16 protein-coding genes are annotated in these 16617 nt (G+C 72.3%); 10 read left to right on the top strand and 6 right to left on the bottom strand.

Annotation, left to right across the window (positions count from 1 at the left end; translation table 11 throughout):
* Positions 1–56: 56 nt before the first annotated feature.
* Genes IE318_RS19960 through IE318_RS19945 form a run of 4 tightly spaced genes read left to right on the top strand, consistent with a single transcriptional unit; the run spans position 57 to position 3186 of the window.
* On the top strand, positions 57–893 hold the full coding sequence (locus IE318_RS19960; RefSeq protein WP_189902234.1) for an EamA family transporter: 837 nt from the start codon (positions 57–59) through the stop codon (positions 891–893).
* A gap of 48 nt (positions 894–941) precedes the next feature.
* The gene (locus tag IE318_RS19955; RefSeq protein WP_189902232.1) at positions 942–1589 is read left to right on the top strand and encodes an FMN-binding negative transcriptional regulator; all 648 of its coding nucleotides are present in this window, start codon (positions 942–944) and stop codon (positions 1587–1589) included.
* A gap of 47 nt (positions 1590–1636) precedes the next feature.
* Entirely contained in the window at positions 1637–2344 is a 708-nt protein-coding gene (locus tag IE318_RS19950; protein ID WP_189902230.1) for a B3/B4 domain-containing protein, read from the top strand.
* Positions 2345–2388: 44 nt separating this feature from the next.
* Positions 2389–3186, top strand: a complete 798-nt coding sequence (locus IE318_RS19945; protein WP_189902227.1) for a VOC family protein — start codon at positions 2389–2391, stop codon at positions 3184–3186.
* 27 nt (positions 3187–3213) lie between these two features.
* Here the strand turns inward: IE318_RS19945 and IE318_RS19940 are convergent, their stop codons facing one another.
* From IE318_RS19940 to IE318_RS19930, 3 genes are all read right to left on the bottom strand, one after another.
* Positions 3214–3858 (bottom strand): GNAT family N-acetyltransferase, encoded by a 645-nt coding sequence (locus IE318_RS19940; RefSeq protein WP_189902225.1) that lies wholly within the window; start codon positions 3856–3858, stop codon positions 3214–3216.
* 337 nt (positions 3859–4195) lie between these two features.
* A complete protein-coding gene (locus tag IE318_RS19935) occupies positions 4196–5407 on the bottom strand; it encodes a family 2 encapsulin nanocompartment cargo protein polyprenyl transferase (protein WP_189902223.1) in 1212 nt (403 codons plus the stop codon).
* A 118-nt stretch (positions 5408–5525) separates the two neighbouring features.
* Positions 5526–6932: a family 2B encapsulin nanocompartment shell protein gene (locus IE318_RS19930; protein ID WP_189902221.1), complete on the bottom strand. Its 1407-nt coding sequence runs from the start codon at positions 6930–6932 to the stop codon at positions 5526–5528.
* A gap of 224 nt (positions 6933–7156) precedes the next feature.
* Between IE318_RS19930 and IE318_RS19925 the strand changes: the two genes are divergently transcribed.
* Complete coding sequence (locus IE318_RS19925) at positions 7157–8065, top strand: 1-aminocyclopropane-1-carboxylate deaminase/D-cysteine desulfhydrase (protein ID WP_229903613.1); 909 nt, start codon at positions 7157–7159, stop codon at positions 8063–8065.
* A 37-nt stretch (positions 8066–8102) separates the two neighbouring features.
* Here the strand turns inward: IE318_RS19925 and IE318_RS19920 are convergent, their stop codons facing one another.
* Positions 8103–9698 carry a Na+/H+ antiporter gene (locus IE318_RS19920; protein WP_189902217.1) on the bottom strand — a complete coding sequence of 532 codons (1596 nt, stop codon included), beginning with the start codon at positions 9696–9698 and terminating at the stop codon, positions 8103–8105.
* Between the two features lie 78 nt (positions 9699–9776).
* Here IE318_RS19920 and IE318_RS19915 point away from each other — a divergent pair, with 78 nt between their 5' ends.
* From IE318_RS19915 to IE318_RS19905, 3 genes are all read left to right on the top strand, one after another.
* Positions 9777–10037: a UBP-type zinc finger domain-containing protein gene (locus tag IE318_RS19915; RefSeq protein ID WP_030170461.1), complete on the top strand. Its 261-nt coding sequence runs from the start codon at positions 9777–9779 to the stop codon at positions 10035–10037.
* Positions 10038–10287: 250 nt separating this feature from the next.
* Positions 10288–10704: an ATP-binding protein gene (locus IE318_RS19910; protein WP_009190566.1), complete on the top strand. Its 417-nt coding sequence runs from the start codon at positions 10288–10290 to the stop codon at positions 10702–10704.
* Between the two features lie 17 nt (positions 10705–10721).
* Positions 10722–11960, top strand: a complete 1239-nt coding sequence (locus tag IE318_RS19905) for an RNA polymerase sigma factor SigF (RefSeq protein ID WP_107473295.1) — start codon at positions 10722–10724, stop codon at positions 11958–11960.
* Positions 11961–12514: 554 nt separating this feature from the next.
* Here the strand turns inward: IE318_RS19905 and IE318_RS19900 are convergent.
* On the bottom strand, positions 12515–12967 hold the full coding sequence (locus IE318_RS19900) for a hypothetical protein (RefSeq protein WP_189902214.1): 453 nt from the start codon (positions 12965–12967) through the stop codon (positions 12515–12517).
* Positions 12968–13084: 117 nt separating this feature from the next.
* Between IE318_RS19900 and IE318_RS19895 the strand changes: the two genes are divergently transcribed.
* Positions 13085–14053, top strand: coding sequence for a diacylglycerol/lipid kinase family protein (locus IE318_RS19895; RefSeq protein ID WP_189902212.1), 969 nt, complete (start codon positions 13085–13087; stop codon positions 14051–14053).
* Positions 14054–14373: 320 nt separating this feature from the next.
* Positions 14374–14631, top strand: coding sequence for a WhiB family transcriptional regulator (locus IE318_RS19890; protein WP_003992873.1), 258 nt, complete (start codon positions 14374–14376; stop codon positions 14629–14631).
* Positions 14632–14930: 299 nt separating this feature from the next.
* Here IE318_RS19890 and IE318_RS19885 read toward each other — a convergent pair whose 3' ends face one another.
* Complete coding sequence (locus IE318_RS19885) at positions 14931–16397, bottom strand: sensor histidine kinase (RefSeq protein ID WP_189902319.1); 1467 nt, start codon at positions 16395–16397, stop codon at positions 14931–14933.
* Positions 16398–16617 lie beyond the last annotated feature (220 nt).

Raw genomic sequence — 16617 nt, 5'->3', positions numbered from 1 at the left:
CACGGTCGTTCTGTTGTACGGTGCAGTCGTTCTACTGCCATGCTAAGGGATGTACCGTGATCGCTCTGCTGCTGGCCCTGGGCAGCTCCCTCGCCTACGGCTGCGCCGACTTCCTCGGCGGCCTCGGCGCCCGAAAGGCCCATGTGCTGCGCACCGTGATGGTCGCCGCCCCGGCCAGCCTCGCGGTCGAGCTGCTGCTGTGGCCCGTGCTCGGCGCCTCGTTCGGTCCGGCCGCCGTCGGCTGGGGCGCCGCCTCCGGGGTCGCCTCGGCCGCGGCGTTCGCCCTGTTGTACCGCAGCCTGGCGATCGGCCCGATGAACGTCCTGTCACCCGTGACCGCGCTGGTGTCCGCCGCGCTGCCCGTCGGGGTCGGACTGGTCCAGGGCGAGCACCTGACCGCCGTCGGCCTGGTCGGACTGCCGCTCGCGCTGGCGGCGGTCGTGCTGGTCAGCGCCGGGCACGGCGCGGGCTCTTCCCGCCCCTCCCGTACGGCCTTGCTGCCGGCCTTCGGCGCGGGCGCCGCCATCGCCCTGCAGTTGGTCTTTCTGCACCAGGCGCCGTCCGACAGCGGGGTGGCCCCGCTGATCGTCGGCCGGGCCGTCTCCTCCTCCGTCACCCTGGCCGCGGCCGGGCTGATGCACCGCAGGCTCGGTCCTGAGCGGCCCGCGTACGCTGTGTCGGCGGCCGCTGGCGTGCTGGACTCCGTGGCCAACCTGCTGTTCCTCCTCGCCGCCCGCAGCGGGGACCTGACCGTCGTCGCCGTGATCACCGCCCTCTATCCGGCCGGCACCGTCCTGCTCGCCCGCGGTGTGCTTGCCGAACGCATCCACCGCGGCCAGCTCGTCGGCCTCGGCACCGCCGCCGTCGCCGTCGGCCTCCTCGCCCTGACCTGAGCAGCCCGCACAGCCACATCGCAGTCGCGACCACGCAAGGAGCACCGCATGTTCATCCAGCCCTGGGACGCCGGCCTGGACGAAGCCGAATGGCAGACCTGGATCGCGGAGGGCCACGACTTCGGCCTCTTGACCGTCAACGGCCTGCCCGGCCACCCGCCCACCGTCGTCCCCACCCACTTCACCGGTGACGGCAACCACCTCCTGATCCACCTCGCCCGGCCCAACCCGGTCTGGGAGTCGATCGAGCACGACCCGAACGTCACCTTCACCGTCACGGGCGACTACGCCTTCGTCCCCGGCCCCTGGCGCGCGGGGCCCGGCACTCCGGCCACCGAGGGCGTGCCCACGAGCTACTACGCGGCCGTCCAGTTCATCTGCCGGGCCGCTGTCGTCGACGACCCCGAGGCCAAGGCGGAGCTGCTGCGCCGCCAGCTGGCCCATTTCCAGCCCGACGGCGGCCACGCTCCCGTCGCCGTCGGCCGGCCCCCGTACGGGCGGATGCTGTCCGGCATCCGCGGCCTGGGCCTGGAGGTCACCGATGTGCGGGCCAAGTTCAAGTACGACGACCACAAGCCCGTGGAGCACCGCGCCGCCGTCGCCGACCGTCTCATCGAGCGCGGCCAGGGCCTGGACGCGCCCACCGCACAGCAGCAGCTGCGCCGCCTGGACCGCATCGGTCCCTGGAAGCCCTGACCCCGCCCGCACGCCGCCCGCACCCTCGCAGGAAACGGATCCCGCCCATGCCCGCCTTCCGCATCGCCCCGGCCGTCACCGACGCCTTCCCCGACACCCTGATCGCCCTGGTCACCGCCTCCGGCCTGCGCGGCCGTGAACCCTGGCCGCACACCGCCGCGGCACTGGAGGAGCTGGAGCAGCGGCTCGCGGACGGCTCCTGGCAGCCCGCCGACGAGACCGACCCCCGGATCGAGGCGTGGCACACCGCCTACCGCTCCTTCGGCACCAATCCCCGCCGCGTCCGCCCCAGCGTCGACGCCCTCGGCCGCCGTCTGGCCAAGAAGGGGACCCTGCCGCGCATCAACCCGGCCGTCGACTCGTACAACGCCGTCTCCGTCCGCCACGGCCTGCCCGCCGGCGCGTTCGACCTGGACCACGTCACCGGCGGCGTCGACATCCGCCACGCGGACGGCACCGAGTCCTTCACCCCGCTCGGCGAGCCCGGCACCGTCGAGAACCCCAGGCCCGGCGAGATCGTCTACGCGGACGCCACCGATGTCCTCACCCGCCACTGGAACCACCGCGATGCCCACCGAACCCGCGTCACCGAGGATTCCACCCGCGTCGTCTTCGTTCTCGAGACCCTGTGCGCCGCCCGCGACGGCCACCTCCTGAAGATCGCGGCCGAGGAGTTGCAGGGCCTGCTCGCCCCGCATGCCGACCGGACCGCCGTGCACCACCTCGGTCCGGCGCAGCCCCTGACCACTGTCTGAGACCTGCGGCGGCGTCCCTCCGGCGGCCACCCTACGATCGCGGCATGAGCATCCGCTGGGTGTACGCCTTCATCGACCGGCCGGGCGCGCGGGTCGCCCGCGCCCTGGAGTTCTGGACGGCCGTCACGGGCACGCGGGCGTCCGAAATGCGGGGTGAGCGCGACGAGTTCGTCACCCTGCTGCCGGACGGAGCAGACGGCTTCGACGCCTGCGTCAAGTGTCAGGCCGTGGCCTCCGGGGACGGCGGTGCGCATCTCGACCTCGCCGTCGAGGACGTGCCGGGCTTCGTGGCGTCGGCGCTGCGGGTCGGCAGTGAGGTCGTCGCCGAGCACGAGGACTGGGCCGTGCTGCGGTCGCCCGCCGGGCAGTTGTTCTGTGCGGTTCCCTGGCAAGGGGAGTCGGTGCGTCCGCCCGTCGTCCGCGACAGCCGGCTGGACCAGGTCTGCCTCGACGTTCCGCCCTCGACCTACGGCGCCGAAGTCGCCTTCTGGAGCGAACTGCTGACCGCCGCCGGGTGGCGGTCGCTGCCCGGGGCACTCCCCGAGTTCCACGTGGTCGAGCCGCCGCCCGGCCTGCCGGTGCGCGTCCTGCTGCAACGCCTGGCCGAGGAACGGCCCGCCTCCGCCCACCTGGACCTGGCCTGCGCGGACATCGGTGCGACCCGGTCCTGGCACGAGAGCCTCGGCGCCACCCATGTCGCCGACCACCCCCACTGGACGGTGCTCCGCGACCCGGCCGGCGGCCTGTACTGCCTGACCGGGCGGGATCCGGAGACGGGCGGGCTGCCCGCGGCGCGCGAGGAGTCCGCGGCGCGCGAGGGGCCTGCGACCCGGGCGGAGTGATGCGGTGTCACTTCCCGCGGTACGGGGCTATCGCAGGCCCATGGGGCTGCCGGAAGCCGGGCGGGTGGCTGGCTCGCGCCACATCGGCCACATGCGCGGGCCGTCCGGCAGGTCGAGGGTGCGGCCGGTGAAGGCGAAGCCCAGGCGCTCGTAGAGCCTGGTGCTGCGCTCGCTGCTGGCCTCCAGATACGCGGACAGGCCCTCGCGGTCGCAGCGGTCCAGGACGTGCTGGATGAGCGCGCCGCCCAGGCCCTCGCCCTGGCGTCCGGGTACGACGCCGATCATCCACAGGTACGCGTGGGCACGGTCCGCCGGGTGCGACTCGGTCATCAGCCGGGTGATCTCCTCCACGCGCCGGTTCGCCGGGTCGACCGCCTCACGCATCCGTACCGCCTCGTCGGCCTCGTCGGAGCCCGCGGCGTCCTCCGAGGCGTCGCCGGCGGGCACCGACAGCCACAGCGCGCACGCCGAGCCGTCCTCGGTGACGTCGATCCAGCCCTCGGCCAGCACCACGTCGGTGAAGGCGGCCATCAACCGACGGTGGGTCGCACGGCGGTACTCCTCGCCGGGAAAGACCCAAGCGCTCACCGGGTCGTCCTGGAAGGCCCCGTCCAGCAGCCGCACGACCAGTTCCCGATCGTCCTCGCCGGCCGCCCGGATCCCCACGCCCATCTCGTGCCCCTTCACGTCAATCAGCCCCGGACGTACGGGCGTTGAGCGTACTCGGTGCAGCCGCCGGGCGTGGCGGGGGGCGGGTCCCGCACACCGTGGGGCAGTGCGGGACCCGTCGGACCGGAGCCCCCGGTGGCCGTACGGGGTCAGGAGCCGTACGGAACCGGGGGGCTCCGGGGTCTGCGCGCGCCGGTTACTCGCGCCGGCGTCCGCTGGTGCCTCCGGACGCGTGGTGCGTCCGCGGACGCGTCCGGTCACGTGGTGGGTGCGTCCGCGGATGCGACCGGGTCATGCGATGCGTCCGGTCACGGGTACGTCCGGTCACGGGTACGTCCCGTCACGTGGTGCGTCTGGTCACGAACTCGGCCAGGGCCAGCAGGCCGCCCGCAGCCACCGGGTCCGGGACGGCGCGGGACAGGTCCTGGACGGCCTGGGCCATCCGGTCGGCCGCCTGGGACTGCGCCCAGTCCCGGCCGCCGGCCCGCTCCACCATCAGCGCGGCACCCTCCTCCTCTCCTTCCCTGTGGGGCCGGGCGTACAGCTCGGCGAGTTCACCGGCGGCCGGAGTGCCCGAGGTGAGCGCGGCGACCACGGGCAGGGACTTCTTGCGGGCGGCGAGGTCGGCGCCGGCCGGCTTGCCGGTGCGGGCCGGATCGCCCCATATGCCGATCACGTCGTCGATGAGCTGGAACGCAAGCCCCGCCTGCCGGCCGAACGCGTCCAGCGCCTCCACCTCCTCCTTCGCCGCCCCCGCGTAGAGCGCGCCGACGGCGCACGCGCACCCGAGCAGCGCGCCCGTCTTGGCCTCGGCCATGGCCAGTACCTCGGCGAGCGTGACCTCGTCGGGGGCGCGCCGCTCCAGAGCCGTGTCCGCGTGCTGGCCCGCACACAACTCGACGACACAGGCCGCGAGCCGGGCGGCGGCGGCCGGGGACGCCGGGTGCGCGTCCTCGGCGAGCACCCGCAGGGCCAGCGCCTGCAGGGCGTCCCCGGCGAGAATGGCGTCGGCGTCGCCGAACACCGTCCACACCGTGGGGCGGTGCCGGCGGGTGGTGTCCCGGTCCATCACGTCGTCGTGCAGGAGCGTGAAGTTGTGGACCAGTTCCACCGCGGCGGCGGCCCGCGCCGCGTCCGCCCGCGCCCGGGCTCCACCGAGCGCGGCAGCCGCGGCGAGGACCAGCGCGGGGCGGATGGCCTTGCCCGCATTGCCCGTGGCCGGGGTGCCGTCCGCGTGCTCCCAGCCGAAGTGGTAGCGCGCGATCCGGCGCATGGAGGAGGGCAACGAGGCGATCGCCGACCGCAGTTCCGGATCGACGCAGGCCCGGGCACGGTCGAGGATCACCGCCGCGTCGTGCCCGTCGGGTGCGGCCGTACCCGCCCGCGCCTCTCCTGGCGAGCCGTCACCGTGACCGCCGTCGGCGGCCCGCGGGCCCGACGGTGGCTCGCCGGCCACCGCTCCCGCGGTCACCGCGCCCGCCGGCCGCGCGGTCCCCGCCGCACGCCGCGCGCCGGGCGGACGCGGTGTCGTCTCCGTCATGAACTCGGCCATCCGCTCCCCCTCGGAGAGTCCGCGAACACTGGCGTCTGCGCTGCTGGAGCCGGATCCGCACCCCCGGGATGTAGTACCCGGACCGGTGGGCGGGAACACCGCGAGCGGGCGCGGAAGGTCAGCGCCAACGGCCGACCTCGATGTTCTCCAGGACCCCCAGCGCGTCCGGGACCAGTACCGCCGCCGAGTAGTAGGCCGTCACCAGGTACTTGATGACCGCCTGCTCGTTGATGCCCATGAACCGCACGGACAGGCTCGGCTCGATCTCGTCCGGGATGCCCGTGGCGCGCAGCCCGATGACACCCTGGTCCTCCTCTCCGGTGCGCAGCGCGATGATCGAGCTGGTCCGGGCCTCGGTGACCGGGATCTTGTTGCACGGGAAGATCGGCACACCGCGCCAGGTGGGAATCCGGTTGCCGCCCATGTCGATGGTCTCGGGCACCAGCCCGCGCCGGTTCAGCTCACGGCCGAACGCGGCGATCGCGCGCGGGTGGGCGAGGAACAGCTTGGTGCTGCGGCGGCGGCTGAGCAGCTCGTCCATGTCGTCCGGGCTCGGCACGCCGTCGTGCGGCTGGATCCGCTGGTCGTACTCGCAGTTGTGGAGCAGACCGAAGTCGCGGTTGTTGATCAGTTCGTGTTCCTGGCGCTCCTTCAGCGCCTCGACGGTCAGCCGGAGCTGCTGCTCCGTCTGGTTCATCGGCTGGTTGTAGAGGTCGGCCACGCGCGTGTGGATGCGCAGGACGGTCTGCGCGATGCTCAGTTCGTATTCGCGGGGCCTGGCCTCGTAGTCGACGAAGGTGTGCGGGATGTCCGGCTCACCGCTGTGGCCGGCGGCGAGGGCGACCTCCTTCTCTCCGTACTTGTTGGTGCGCTGCCCGGGGATCGAGCGCAGCCGCTGAAGGTGGTCGCGCAGCGAGTCGGCGCGCTCGGTGACCTGTTCGAAGTCGTGCCGGGACAGGACCAGGACGGTGCACGCGGTGTCCGCGCGGACCGTGTACTCCCAGATGGCGTCCGGGTCGAGGAGCGCCTGCTCGCCGAAGTAGGCACCGTCGGCGAGGACGCCGAGGACCTGGTCGTCGCCGTACGGGCCGGTGCCCACCTTCTCGGCCCTGCCGTGCGCGAGCAGGTACACCTCCTCGGACTGGTTGCCGAACGAGGCGATCACCTGCCCGGCGCCGATCTCCCGCTGGCGGCAGCGCTGGGCGAGCTCGGAGAGCACGTCGCCGTCCTCGTACCCCCGCAGCGCGGGCAGTTCGCCGAGTTCGGCGGGGATCACCTCGACGCGGTCGCCGGTCTTCACGAACGTGATCCTGCCGTCGCCGACGGCGTAGGTGAGCCGCCGGTTCACCCGGTACGTGCCGCCCTGCACGTCGACCCATGGCAGCATCCGCAGCAGCCAGCGCGAGCTGATCTCCTGCATCTGGGGAACGGACTTGGTGGTGGTGGCCAGGTTCCGCGCGGCCGCGGTGCCGAGGCTCTGCTGCGGCCGGTCCTGCCCCGTGCGGACCTCTTCGCCTACCGACATAGAGAATTGCCCTCCCGCTCATGACCGGCACTTTCGGCGCCGGGCATCGATTTGCAGGCGCCAGCCTTCCATCACGCAGCGTGCTCGTGCCATTACACGAAAGAGCGGGAATGGATCACCGTCGCGTCGGGCACACATGGGGACCACGTCCGGCAGGACCTGGCGGCGACGGCGATGATGTCCGGCCACAGGCGACCGCGCAGACCTCCGGCGACAATGGCCTGGTGACCAGCTCCGCCGCCCCCGACCCCGCCGCGCTCTCCCCCCGCCTCCCCTCCCCCGTGCAGGAGCTCGCCGACGACCGCTTCGCGCGCCGCGGCCTGCGTCTGCTGCTCAAGCGCGACGACTTGATCCACCCGGAGCTGATCGGCAACAAGTGGCGCAAACTCGCCCCCAACCTGCGGGCCGCGGCCGGCCGGACGATCATCACCTTCGGCGGCGCGTACTCCAACCACCTGCGGGCCACCGCGGCCGCGGGCCGTCTCCTGGGCCTGCGCACGGTCGGTGTCGTGCGCGGCGAGGAACTGGCCGACCGTCCTCTCAACCCCTCCCTCGCCCGGTGCGCGGCCGACGGGATGCGGCTGCATTTCGTCGACCGGTCCACGTACCGGAGCAAGACGGATCCGCGGACGCTGGCCGGCATTCTGCGCGCGGCCGGCGCCGAGGACGCGTACGTCGTCCCCGAGGGCGGGAGCAATACGGAAGCCGTACGCGGCTGCCAGGCCCTGGGCGAGGAACTGCGCGGGCATGCCGACGTCGTCGCGCTCGCCTGCGGCACCGGCGGCACGCTCGCGGGCCTCGCCGCCGGCCTGGCTCCCGGGCAGCGTGCCCTGGGCATACCCGTCCTCCGGGGCGGCTTCCTGACCACCGATGTACAGGCCCTCCAGGAGCGAGCCTTCGGAGCCCGCCGCGGCACCTGGTCCCTCGACGACCGCTTCCACTTCGGCGGCTACGCCCGTACCGGCCCCGAACTCGACGCCTTCGCCGAGGACTTCGAACAGCGCCACGGCATACCCGTGGAACGTCTCTATGTCGCCAAGGCGCTGTACGGACTTGTCGCCCTGGCCGACGAGGGAGCCTTCCCGCACGGCACCACCGTCGCCGCCGTGGTCACCGGACGCCCCTTTCCGTGACGGTTTCCGTGCCGGTTTCCGAGACCACGGGGCCCGGCTAGGCCGCTTCCCGGAAGGCGGCCGCCTCCTCGAGGTCGAGCCTGCGCAGCAGGAGGCGCAGCATCTCGTCGTCGATGTAGCGGCCGTCGCGCAGCCGTACGAAGACGGCCCGCTCGGCAGCGATCATGTCCCGGGACAGACGGCGGTAGGTGTCGTCCACCGATTCGCCGGTGACCGGGTTGGTCTGGCCGAGGCGTTCCCAGACGGCGTTGCGGCGGCGCTCCAGGACCGCGCGGAGCCGGTCGGCGAGCGGCGGCGGCAGGGTGTTGCGCTCGTCGGCGAGGAGTTCCTCCAGGAGCCGCTCGGCGGCCAGTGAGGCCTGCGCCTGGGCATTGGCCTCGGCGAGCGTGGCGGCCTGCGCGTCGGGCCCGGGGAACTTCAGCGCGCGGATCATCGGCGGCAGGGTCAGGCCCTGCACCACCAGCGTCCCGATGACCGTGGTGAAGGTCAGGAACAGCAGCAGGTTGCGCTGCGGGAACGGGCCGCCGCCGTGCACCGTGACCGGGATCGAGAAGGCGATGGCCAGGGAGACCACGCCCCGCATCCCGGCCCACGCGGTGACCATCGCGCCCCTCCAGGTGGGGTTCTCCTCCCGCTCCCGGACGCTCCGGAACAGCAGCCGGGGCAGGAACGCCGCCGGGTACACCCACACGAACCGGGCCGCGACGACCACGAGGAAGACGGCGACCGCGTACCAAGCCGCCTGGGCTCCGGCGTACTCGTCCAGGCCCCCGAGGACGATCGGCAGCTGCAGTCCGATCAGGGCGAACACCGCGGACTCCAGGACGAACGCGACCATCTTCCACACCGCCTCCTCCTGGAGCCGGGTGGCGAAGTCGACCTCCCACGCGCGGTGCCCGAGATAGAGGGCGACGGTGACGACGGCGAGCACCCCGGAGGCGTGCACCTGCTCGGCGACGGCATAGGCGGCGAACGGGATCAGCAGGGAGAGCGTGTTCTGCAGCAGCGCCTCCTTCAGGTGCGTGCGCAGCCAGTGCAGCGGCGCCATCAGCACCAGTCCGACACCCACGCCGCCGAACGCCGCGACCAGGAACTCCTCCACTCCCCCTGCCCAGGTCGCGCCCTCGCCGACGGCCGCGGCCAGCGCGACCTTGTAGGCGGTGATCGCGGTGGCGTCGTTGAGCAGGGACTCGCCCTGCAGAATCGTGGTGATCCTCGAGGGCAGTCCCACCCTGCGGGCCACCGCCGTCGCCGCCACCGCGTCCGGCGGCGCCACCACCGCGCCCAGCACCAGCGCCGCCGTCAGCGGCAGCCCCGGCACGATCAGATACGCGGCCCAGCCGACCGCGAAGGTCGCGAACAGCACGTATCCGACCGAGAGCAGCGCCACGGGCCGCAGTTGCGCGCGCAGGTCGAGGTAGGAGCTGTCGATGGCCGACGTGTACAGCAGCGGGGGCAGCAGCAGCGGCAGCACGATCTTGGGATCGAGGGTGTAGCCGGGCACGCCCGGGATGTACGAGACCGCCAGCCCCGCGGCGACCAGCAGCAGTGGTGCCGGCACGGGGGTGCGCCGGGCGGCCCCGGCCACCGCGGCGCTGCCCGCCACCAGCAACAGCAGCGGCATCACGTCCATCGTCCTCGCCCACCCATCGTTGTCGTCCCGCCCGCTTTTCCGCGCGGTCACCCGCGCGCCCGTCGTAACCTGGCAATCATGAAACAGTGCACGCACGCCGACGCGCTGCCGCATCCGGAGCCAGAGCCCCGCAGCGAGACGTGTCTGGAGTGCCTGGCGGAGGGTACGCACCCGGTGCAGCTGCGGCTGTGCCTGACCTGTGGCCATGTGGGGTGCTGCGACTCCTCGCCGCACCAGCACGCGACGAAGCACCACAAGGACAGCGGGCACCCGGTGATGCGGACCTTCGAACCCGGCGAGGACTGGCGTTGGTGCTTCGTGGACCACGTGCTGGCGTGACCGGGATTCCGGACGGTTCGAGCGTCTGACGTCTGGGTACGTCAACCCGGCGCGCGCTGTTCCCATTTGGGCCCGCCGAACCTCTAGCCACGGAGCGTATCCGTAGGTTTACTATGAGTGACAGAATGGGGTCGGGGTCCCGGGACAGAAATGTCGAGAGCGCGGTAGCGTCACCGCTGAACCACCAATCGCGTGACCCGGGGGGCTTACCCTCGGCCCCGAGAGAGCTTGTACCACCTTGGAGGTGAGGGTGTCCCAGATCGCAGGCGAGCCCGCGGCGAACCAGGACTTCGTGGAGGTCCGGCTGCCGGCTGCGGGTGCCTACCTGTCGGTGCTGCGCACGGCCACGGCCGGCCTGGCGGCCCGTTTGGACTTCACCCTCGACGAGATCGAGGACCTGCGCATCGCGGTGGACGAGGCCTGCGCGATCCTGCTTCAGCAGGCCGTGCCCGGCTCGGTGCTCAGCTGTGTCTTCCGGCTGGTCGACGACTCGCTCGAGGTCACCGTCTCGGCACCCACCACGGACGGTCACGCCCCTTCGCGGGACACCTTCGCCTGGACCGTCCTGTCCGCCCTTGCGGGCAAGGTCTCCTCCGCCGTGGACGAGGACAAGACCGTTTCGATCAGCCTCTACAAACAGCGCGGCGCGGGACCCGGGCCGGCGTGAGGAACGGGGACGGGCCTGTGCGGGACGAAGAACGCGGCACACGGGAGCTGCCGGTCGAGGGCGGGATTCCGCCCCGCGCGGACGAGGCCGGAGCCCGGGACGAGGACGGCCCGGCCGGCCGGAGCGGTCCGGCCGGTCAGGGCGGTCCAGGCCGTCAGAACGGCCCGGGCGGTCAGGGCGGGCAGGACGGTCCGACGGGGCCTGCGCACCCTGTGGGCATCGACGGCATCCCCGAACAGGCAAGGCCGCACCCCGACGACGAACCGCTTCCGCTCGTCCTGCCGGGCGAGGAGCGGCTGGAGCGGGACGACGCCGTGCAGGGCACGCCTCCACCGGCGCGGAGCGGTGCCTCCGCCGCCCATGGGGGTCCCTCCACTCGGCCCAGGCCGAGGGCGGGGGAGGAGGCGAGGGCTCGGGGAAGGGCAACGGGCGGGACGATGAGCGGGCACGAGCGAAACTCCGAGGACGAGGCGCACAGCGTGCACGGCACGCAGCACGCCCCGCAGGACCGCAGTGGCGCACGCGCGAAGTTCGTCGAGCTGCGCGCGCTGCAGGAGGGCAGCCCGCAGTACGCGGAGCTGCGCAACCAGCTCGTGCGCATGCACCTGCCGCTCGTCGAGCACCTCGCGCGCCGCTTCCGCAACCGCGGGGAGCCGCTGGACGACCTGACCCAGGTGGCCACGATCGGCCTGATCAAGTCGGTCGACCGGTTCGACCCGGACCGCGGCGTGGAGTTCTCGACGTACGCCACCCCGACGGTCGTCGGTGAGATCAAGCGGCACTTCCGGGACAAGGGCTGGGCGGTGCGGGTACCGCGGCGGCTGCAGGAGCTGCGGCTGGCGCTCACCACGGCGACGGCCGAGCTGTCCCAGCTGCACGGCCGCTCCCCCACGGTGCACGAGCTCGCCGAGAAGCTCGCGATCTCCGAGGAGGAGGTCCTGGAGGGCCTGGAGTCGGCCAACGCCTACTCCACGCTGTCGCTGGACGTCCCCGACACCGACGACGAGTCCCCGGCGGTCGCGGACACCCTCGGCGCCGAGGACGAGGCGCTGGAGGGCGTGGAGTACCGCGAATCGCTGAAGCCGCTGCTGGAGGACCTTCCGCCACGCGAGAAGCGCATCCTGCTGCTGCGCTTCTTCGGCAACATGACCCAGTCGCAGATCGCGCAGGAGGTGGGCATCTCCCAGATGCACGTCTCCCGCCTGCTGGCCCGCACCCTGGCCCAACTGCGCGAGAAGCTCCTCGTGGAGGAGTGACACCCGGACAGGGGCCGCGCCCGGCCACCCCCACCCGGCCCCGTCCCCGCCCCATCCCCGTCCCGGACACCGCACGGCCACAGCCACGCGCCCCGGGACACGGCCCCAGCCTCCGCCACGGCTGCCGTCCCTCACGGCGCACGGCCCCGCGGGCTCCCACGGGCTCGGCCAGGACGTCACACGGCCACCACCGCTCGGGCCCTCGCCCGACCCACACGTCGCGCACTGCCCCTCGGCTCTCGCGGACCCGGCCCGGACGTCACACGGCTACCACCGCTCGGCCCTCCCGGGCCCGGGCCCGACCCCGGACCGCCACTGCCACCCGCTCCACCGGACGCGCCGCGGGTCTCCGCTACCGCTGCGTGTCTCTCGCGGCGCCCATCGCTCCTCGGCCCTCGCGTCCCCTCGCGGCGCGCGCTGCTCGGCACGTGGTGCGGCCCGGACGTCGTATTTCTGGGACCGCTCGACCCTGCCCTGCCCGAGCCCGGACGCCGTGCCGACGCAGCCGCTCAGCCGCTCAGCCGCTCCAAGCGTGGTCCGGGGTTTCCTTGCTGCTACTGCTGACCGGTCTCGCCGGTGCGGCCCGGGCCCTTGATGCCGAGGGCTCGGGTGGTGGCCGGGTGGATGAGGAGGACCAGGCCGAGGACCGCCACGACGGCGAGCGCGGCGCCGGCCGGGACGGCCACGCTGTCGGCCTGGAGCAGGCTGTAGGCGACGGGCAGCGCCATGATCTGGGTGATCACCGCGGGGCCCCGGCTCCAGCTGCGCCGCAGCAGCAGCCCACGGGCGGCCAGCAGCGGCAGCAGCGCGAGCACCAGCACGGTGACCCCGGCGGTGACGGCCTGCTGCCGGTCGTCGCCCGTGATGCCGAGGACGAGCATCCAGACGCCGCCGACCAGCAGCGCGAGCCCCTCCAGCGCGCACAGCGCGGCCGCGTAGGTCAGCCGCCGCGGGCGGGGCCCGGCGGTGTCCGTGGTCTCGGGGGCGGGGTTCTGCTGACTGCTCACGCCATGAAGGGTAGCCCTCGCGGCACGGGCCGCCGTGTCCAGGCTCACGCCCGGACCTCTTACCCGATCCCTACCTCGGCCTGGGCCGAGTACCACCCAGTAGGTACGCTGCACCCCATGCGTGCACTTCTCGTGGTCAACCCGGCGGCAACCACCACAAGCGCACGTACGCGCGATGTCCTGATCCACGCGCTCGCCAGCGAGATGAAGCTGGAGGCGGTCACCACCGAGTACCGCGGCCACGCGCGCGACCTGGGCCGGCAGGCTGCGGACAGCACGGACGTCGACCTGGTCGTGGCCCTCGGCGGCGACGGCACGGTCAACGAGGTCGTCAACGGCCTGCTGCACAAGGGCCCCGATCCCGAGCACCTGCCCCGTCTGGCCGTGGTGCCCGGCGGCTCCACCAACGTCTTCGCCCGCGCCCTGGGCCTGCCCAACGACGCCGTGGAGGCCACCGGAGCGATCCTGGACGCCCTGCGCGACGGCAGCGAGCGCACCGTCGGCCTGGGCCTGGCGTCCGGGACTCCCGGCACCGACGACGCCGCGGTCCCCGAGCGCTGGTTCACCTTCAACGCCGGCCTCGGCTTCGACGCGGGCGTGGTCGGGCGCGTCGAACAGCAGCGGGAGCGCGGCAAGAAGTCGACGCACGCGCTGTACGTACGGCAGGTGGTCCGCCAGTTCCTCGGCGAGCCCAACCGCCGGCACGGCTCCATCACGATCGAGCAGCCCGGCGAGGACCCGGTCGGCGATCTGGTGGTGGCCATAGTGTCGAACACCTCACCCTGGACGTATCTGGGCAATCGCCCGATGTACACATCCCCTAAGGCGTCGTTCGACACGGGGCTCGATGTGCTCGGTCTCAGCCGCCTGTCCACGGCCGCGGTTGCCCGGTATGGCACCCAGTTGCTCACTTCGTCCCCCGAGCGCGGACCCAAGGGCCGGCACGCTCTCTCGCTGCACGATCTGAGTCGGTTCACCTTGCATTCGAAGGTGCCGCTCCCCCTGCAGATGGACGGTGACCACCTGGGACTGCGCACAAGCGTGACGTTCACAGGCGTACGCCGTGCACTGCGTGTGATTGTGTGAGTGGAAGCGGCCAAAGTCCTTTCACTCGAACGTTTAGGCCAGGATCCACCCCATGGAAGTACGGCTGTGACCTAGTCGACACCGAGGAATCAAAAAAAACTTTCCGGAAGGGGTTGTATCCGCCGCCGAGGTTTGCGAGTCTCTACGTGGCGATCGGGACGGCCCACCACACCGGGCCCCAGAGATCACCGGAACCCCTCTTCAATCCACAGGACCACGTCAGGGAAACCTGACGGTCGGCCCTTCACTTGTTGAGGGATTCGTGAAAGCGTTCACATTCACAAGCACCTAGCACGTAATACCAAGGAGAGGTAGCAGCCATGGACTGGCGTCACAACGCCGTTTGCCGCGAGGAAGACCCCGAGCTCTTCTTCCCCATCGGCAACACCGGTCCTGCGCTGCTGCAGATCGAGGAAGCCAAGGCCGTCTGCCGTCGCTGCCCGGTGATCGAGCAGTGTCTGCAGTGGGCGCTCGAGTCCGGCCAGGACTCCGGCGTCTGGGGTGGTCTCAGCGAGGACGAGCGTCGCGCGATGAAGCGCCGCGCCGCCCGCAACCGGGCCCGTCAGGCCTCCGCCTGACCACAGCCACCCCGCTGACAGCCTGAGCTTGGCGGCGCGTACAGCGAGTACGCATCTCCCGCCCCCGAGCCGCAGCGCGCAGTACCCCCGATGCTCCCCCAGGCTCTCCGAGCAAGGGGTACCCCCCTCGAGATGATCGAGACGGGCAGCACGAGCGACTGGCCCCGGACCGTCCACGGTCCGGGGCTCTTTGCTGTGCACGGCAGCACAGGACTAGAGCTGCTTGCGCGCCGGACGGACTACTCGTGCGCCGGACGCGCTACGTGCCGCGCCCGACGGACCACTTGCGCGCCGGCGTGCTACTTCTGCGTTCGGACCGGGATGTCGAGGATCACCCGCGTGCCGCGCTCCGGAGCGGGGACCATGTCGAAGGTGCCGCCCAACTCGCCTTCGACCAGGGTGCGTACGATCTGCAACCCGAGATTGCCGGAGCGGTGCGGGTCGAAGTCCTCGGGCAGGCCCACCCCGTCGTCCTGGACGGTGACCAGCAACCGGGCCTCGCGGCTGGTGCCGCCGCGCACCGCGGAGACCTCGACCGAGCCGGTGTCCCCCTCGCGGAAGCCGTGCTCCAGGGCGTTCTGCAGGATCTCGGTCAGCACCATCGACAGCGGGGTGGCGACCTCGGCGTCCAGGATGCCGAACCTGCCGCTGCGCCGGCCGGTGACCCGGCCCGGCGAGATCTCCGCCACCATCGCCAGCACCCGGTCGGCGATCTCGTCGAACTCCACGCGCTCGTCCAGGTTCTGGGACAGCGTCTCGTGCACGATCGCGATCGACCCGACCCGGCGCACCGCCTCCTCCAGGGCTTCCCGGCCGCGCTCGGACTCGATGCGCCGGGCCTGGAGCCGGAGCAGGGCCGCGACGGTCTGGAGGTTGTTCTTGACCCGGTGGTGGATCTCCCGGATGGTCGCGTCCTTGGTGATCAACTCGCGTTCGCGGCGGCGCAGTTCGGTGACGTCCCGGAGCAGGACCAGCGAACCGATGCGCGTGCCCTTGGGTTTGAGCGGGATCGCCCGGAACTGGATCACCCCGTCATGGGCCTCGATCTCGAACTCGCGGGGCGCCCAGCCGCTGGCCAGCTTGACCAGCGCCTCGTCCACCGGAGCCCGGGACGGGGCGAGTTCGGCCGTGGTCTCGCCGAGGTGCTGGCCGACGAGGTCGGCGGCGAGGCCGAGACGGTGGTACGCGGACAGCGCGTTCGGCGATGCGTACTGGACGATTCCGTCGCCGTCCAGCCGGATCAGCCCGTCGCCGACGCGCGGTGAGGCGTCCATGTCGACCTGCTGGTCCGGGAACGGGAAGGAGCCGGCCGCGATCATCTGCGCCAGGTCGGAGGCGCTCTGCAGATACGTCAGCTCCAGCCGGCTCGGGGTGCGCACGGTGAGCAGGTTGGTGTTGCGCGCGATGACGCCGAGGACGCGGCCCTCGCGACGGACCGGGATGGACTCGACGCGGACCGGGACCTCCTCGCGCCACTCCGGGTCGCCCTCGCGCACGATCCGGCCCTCGTCGAGCGCCGCGTCCAGCATCGGCCGGCGACCGCGCGGGACGAGGTGGCCGACCATGTCGTCCTGGTAGGAGGTCGGGCCGGTGTTGGGCCGCATCTGCGCGACGGAGACGTAGCGGGTGCCGTCCAGGGTGGGGACCCACAGGACCAGGTCGGCGAAGGAGAGGTCGGAGAGCAGCTGCCACTCCGAGACCAGCAGGTGGAGCCACTCGAGATCGGAGTCGTCGAGGGCGGTGTGCTGGCGTACGAGTTCGTTCATGGAGGGCACGTCTGCGAGCGTACCCGGACGTTTGTACGGTCCTGAAATATGCGGCGCCGTACGACGTCCCAGGCCCGGGGACCTCCGAAGACACCCGCGGGCCGCGGCGCCTGAGAGGGACCCTCAACCCTCCCGGCACCGCAGCCCGGAGCAATATCGGCCGTGGGGTGTGCGGTCCCGGTCGGCCGAAGGATGAGGAGCCGGGGCAGTCAGGGCAGAG

The organism is Streptomyces spiralis, from assembly GCF_014654675.1.
Classification (GTDB): domain Bacteria; phylum Actinomycetota; class Actinomycetes; order Streptomycetales; family Streptomycetaceae; genus Streptomyces; species Streptomyces spiralis.
This window is presented reverse-complemented; position numbering and strand designations above follow the sequence as displayed.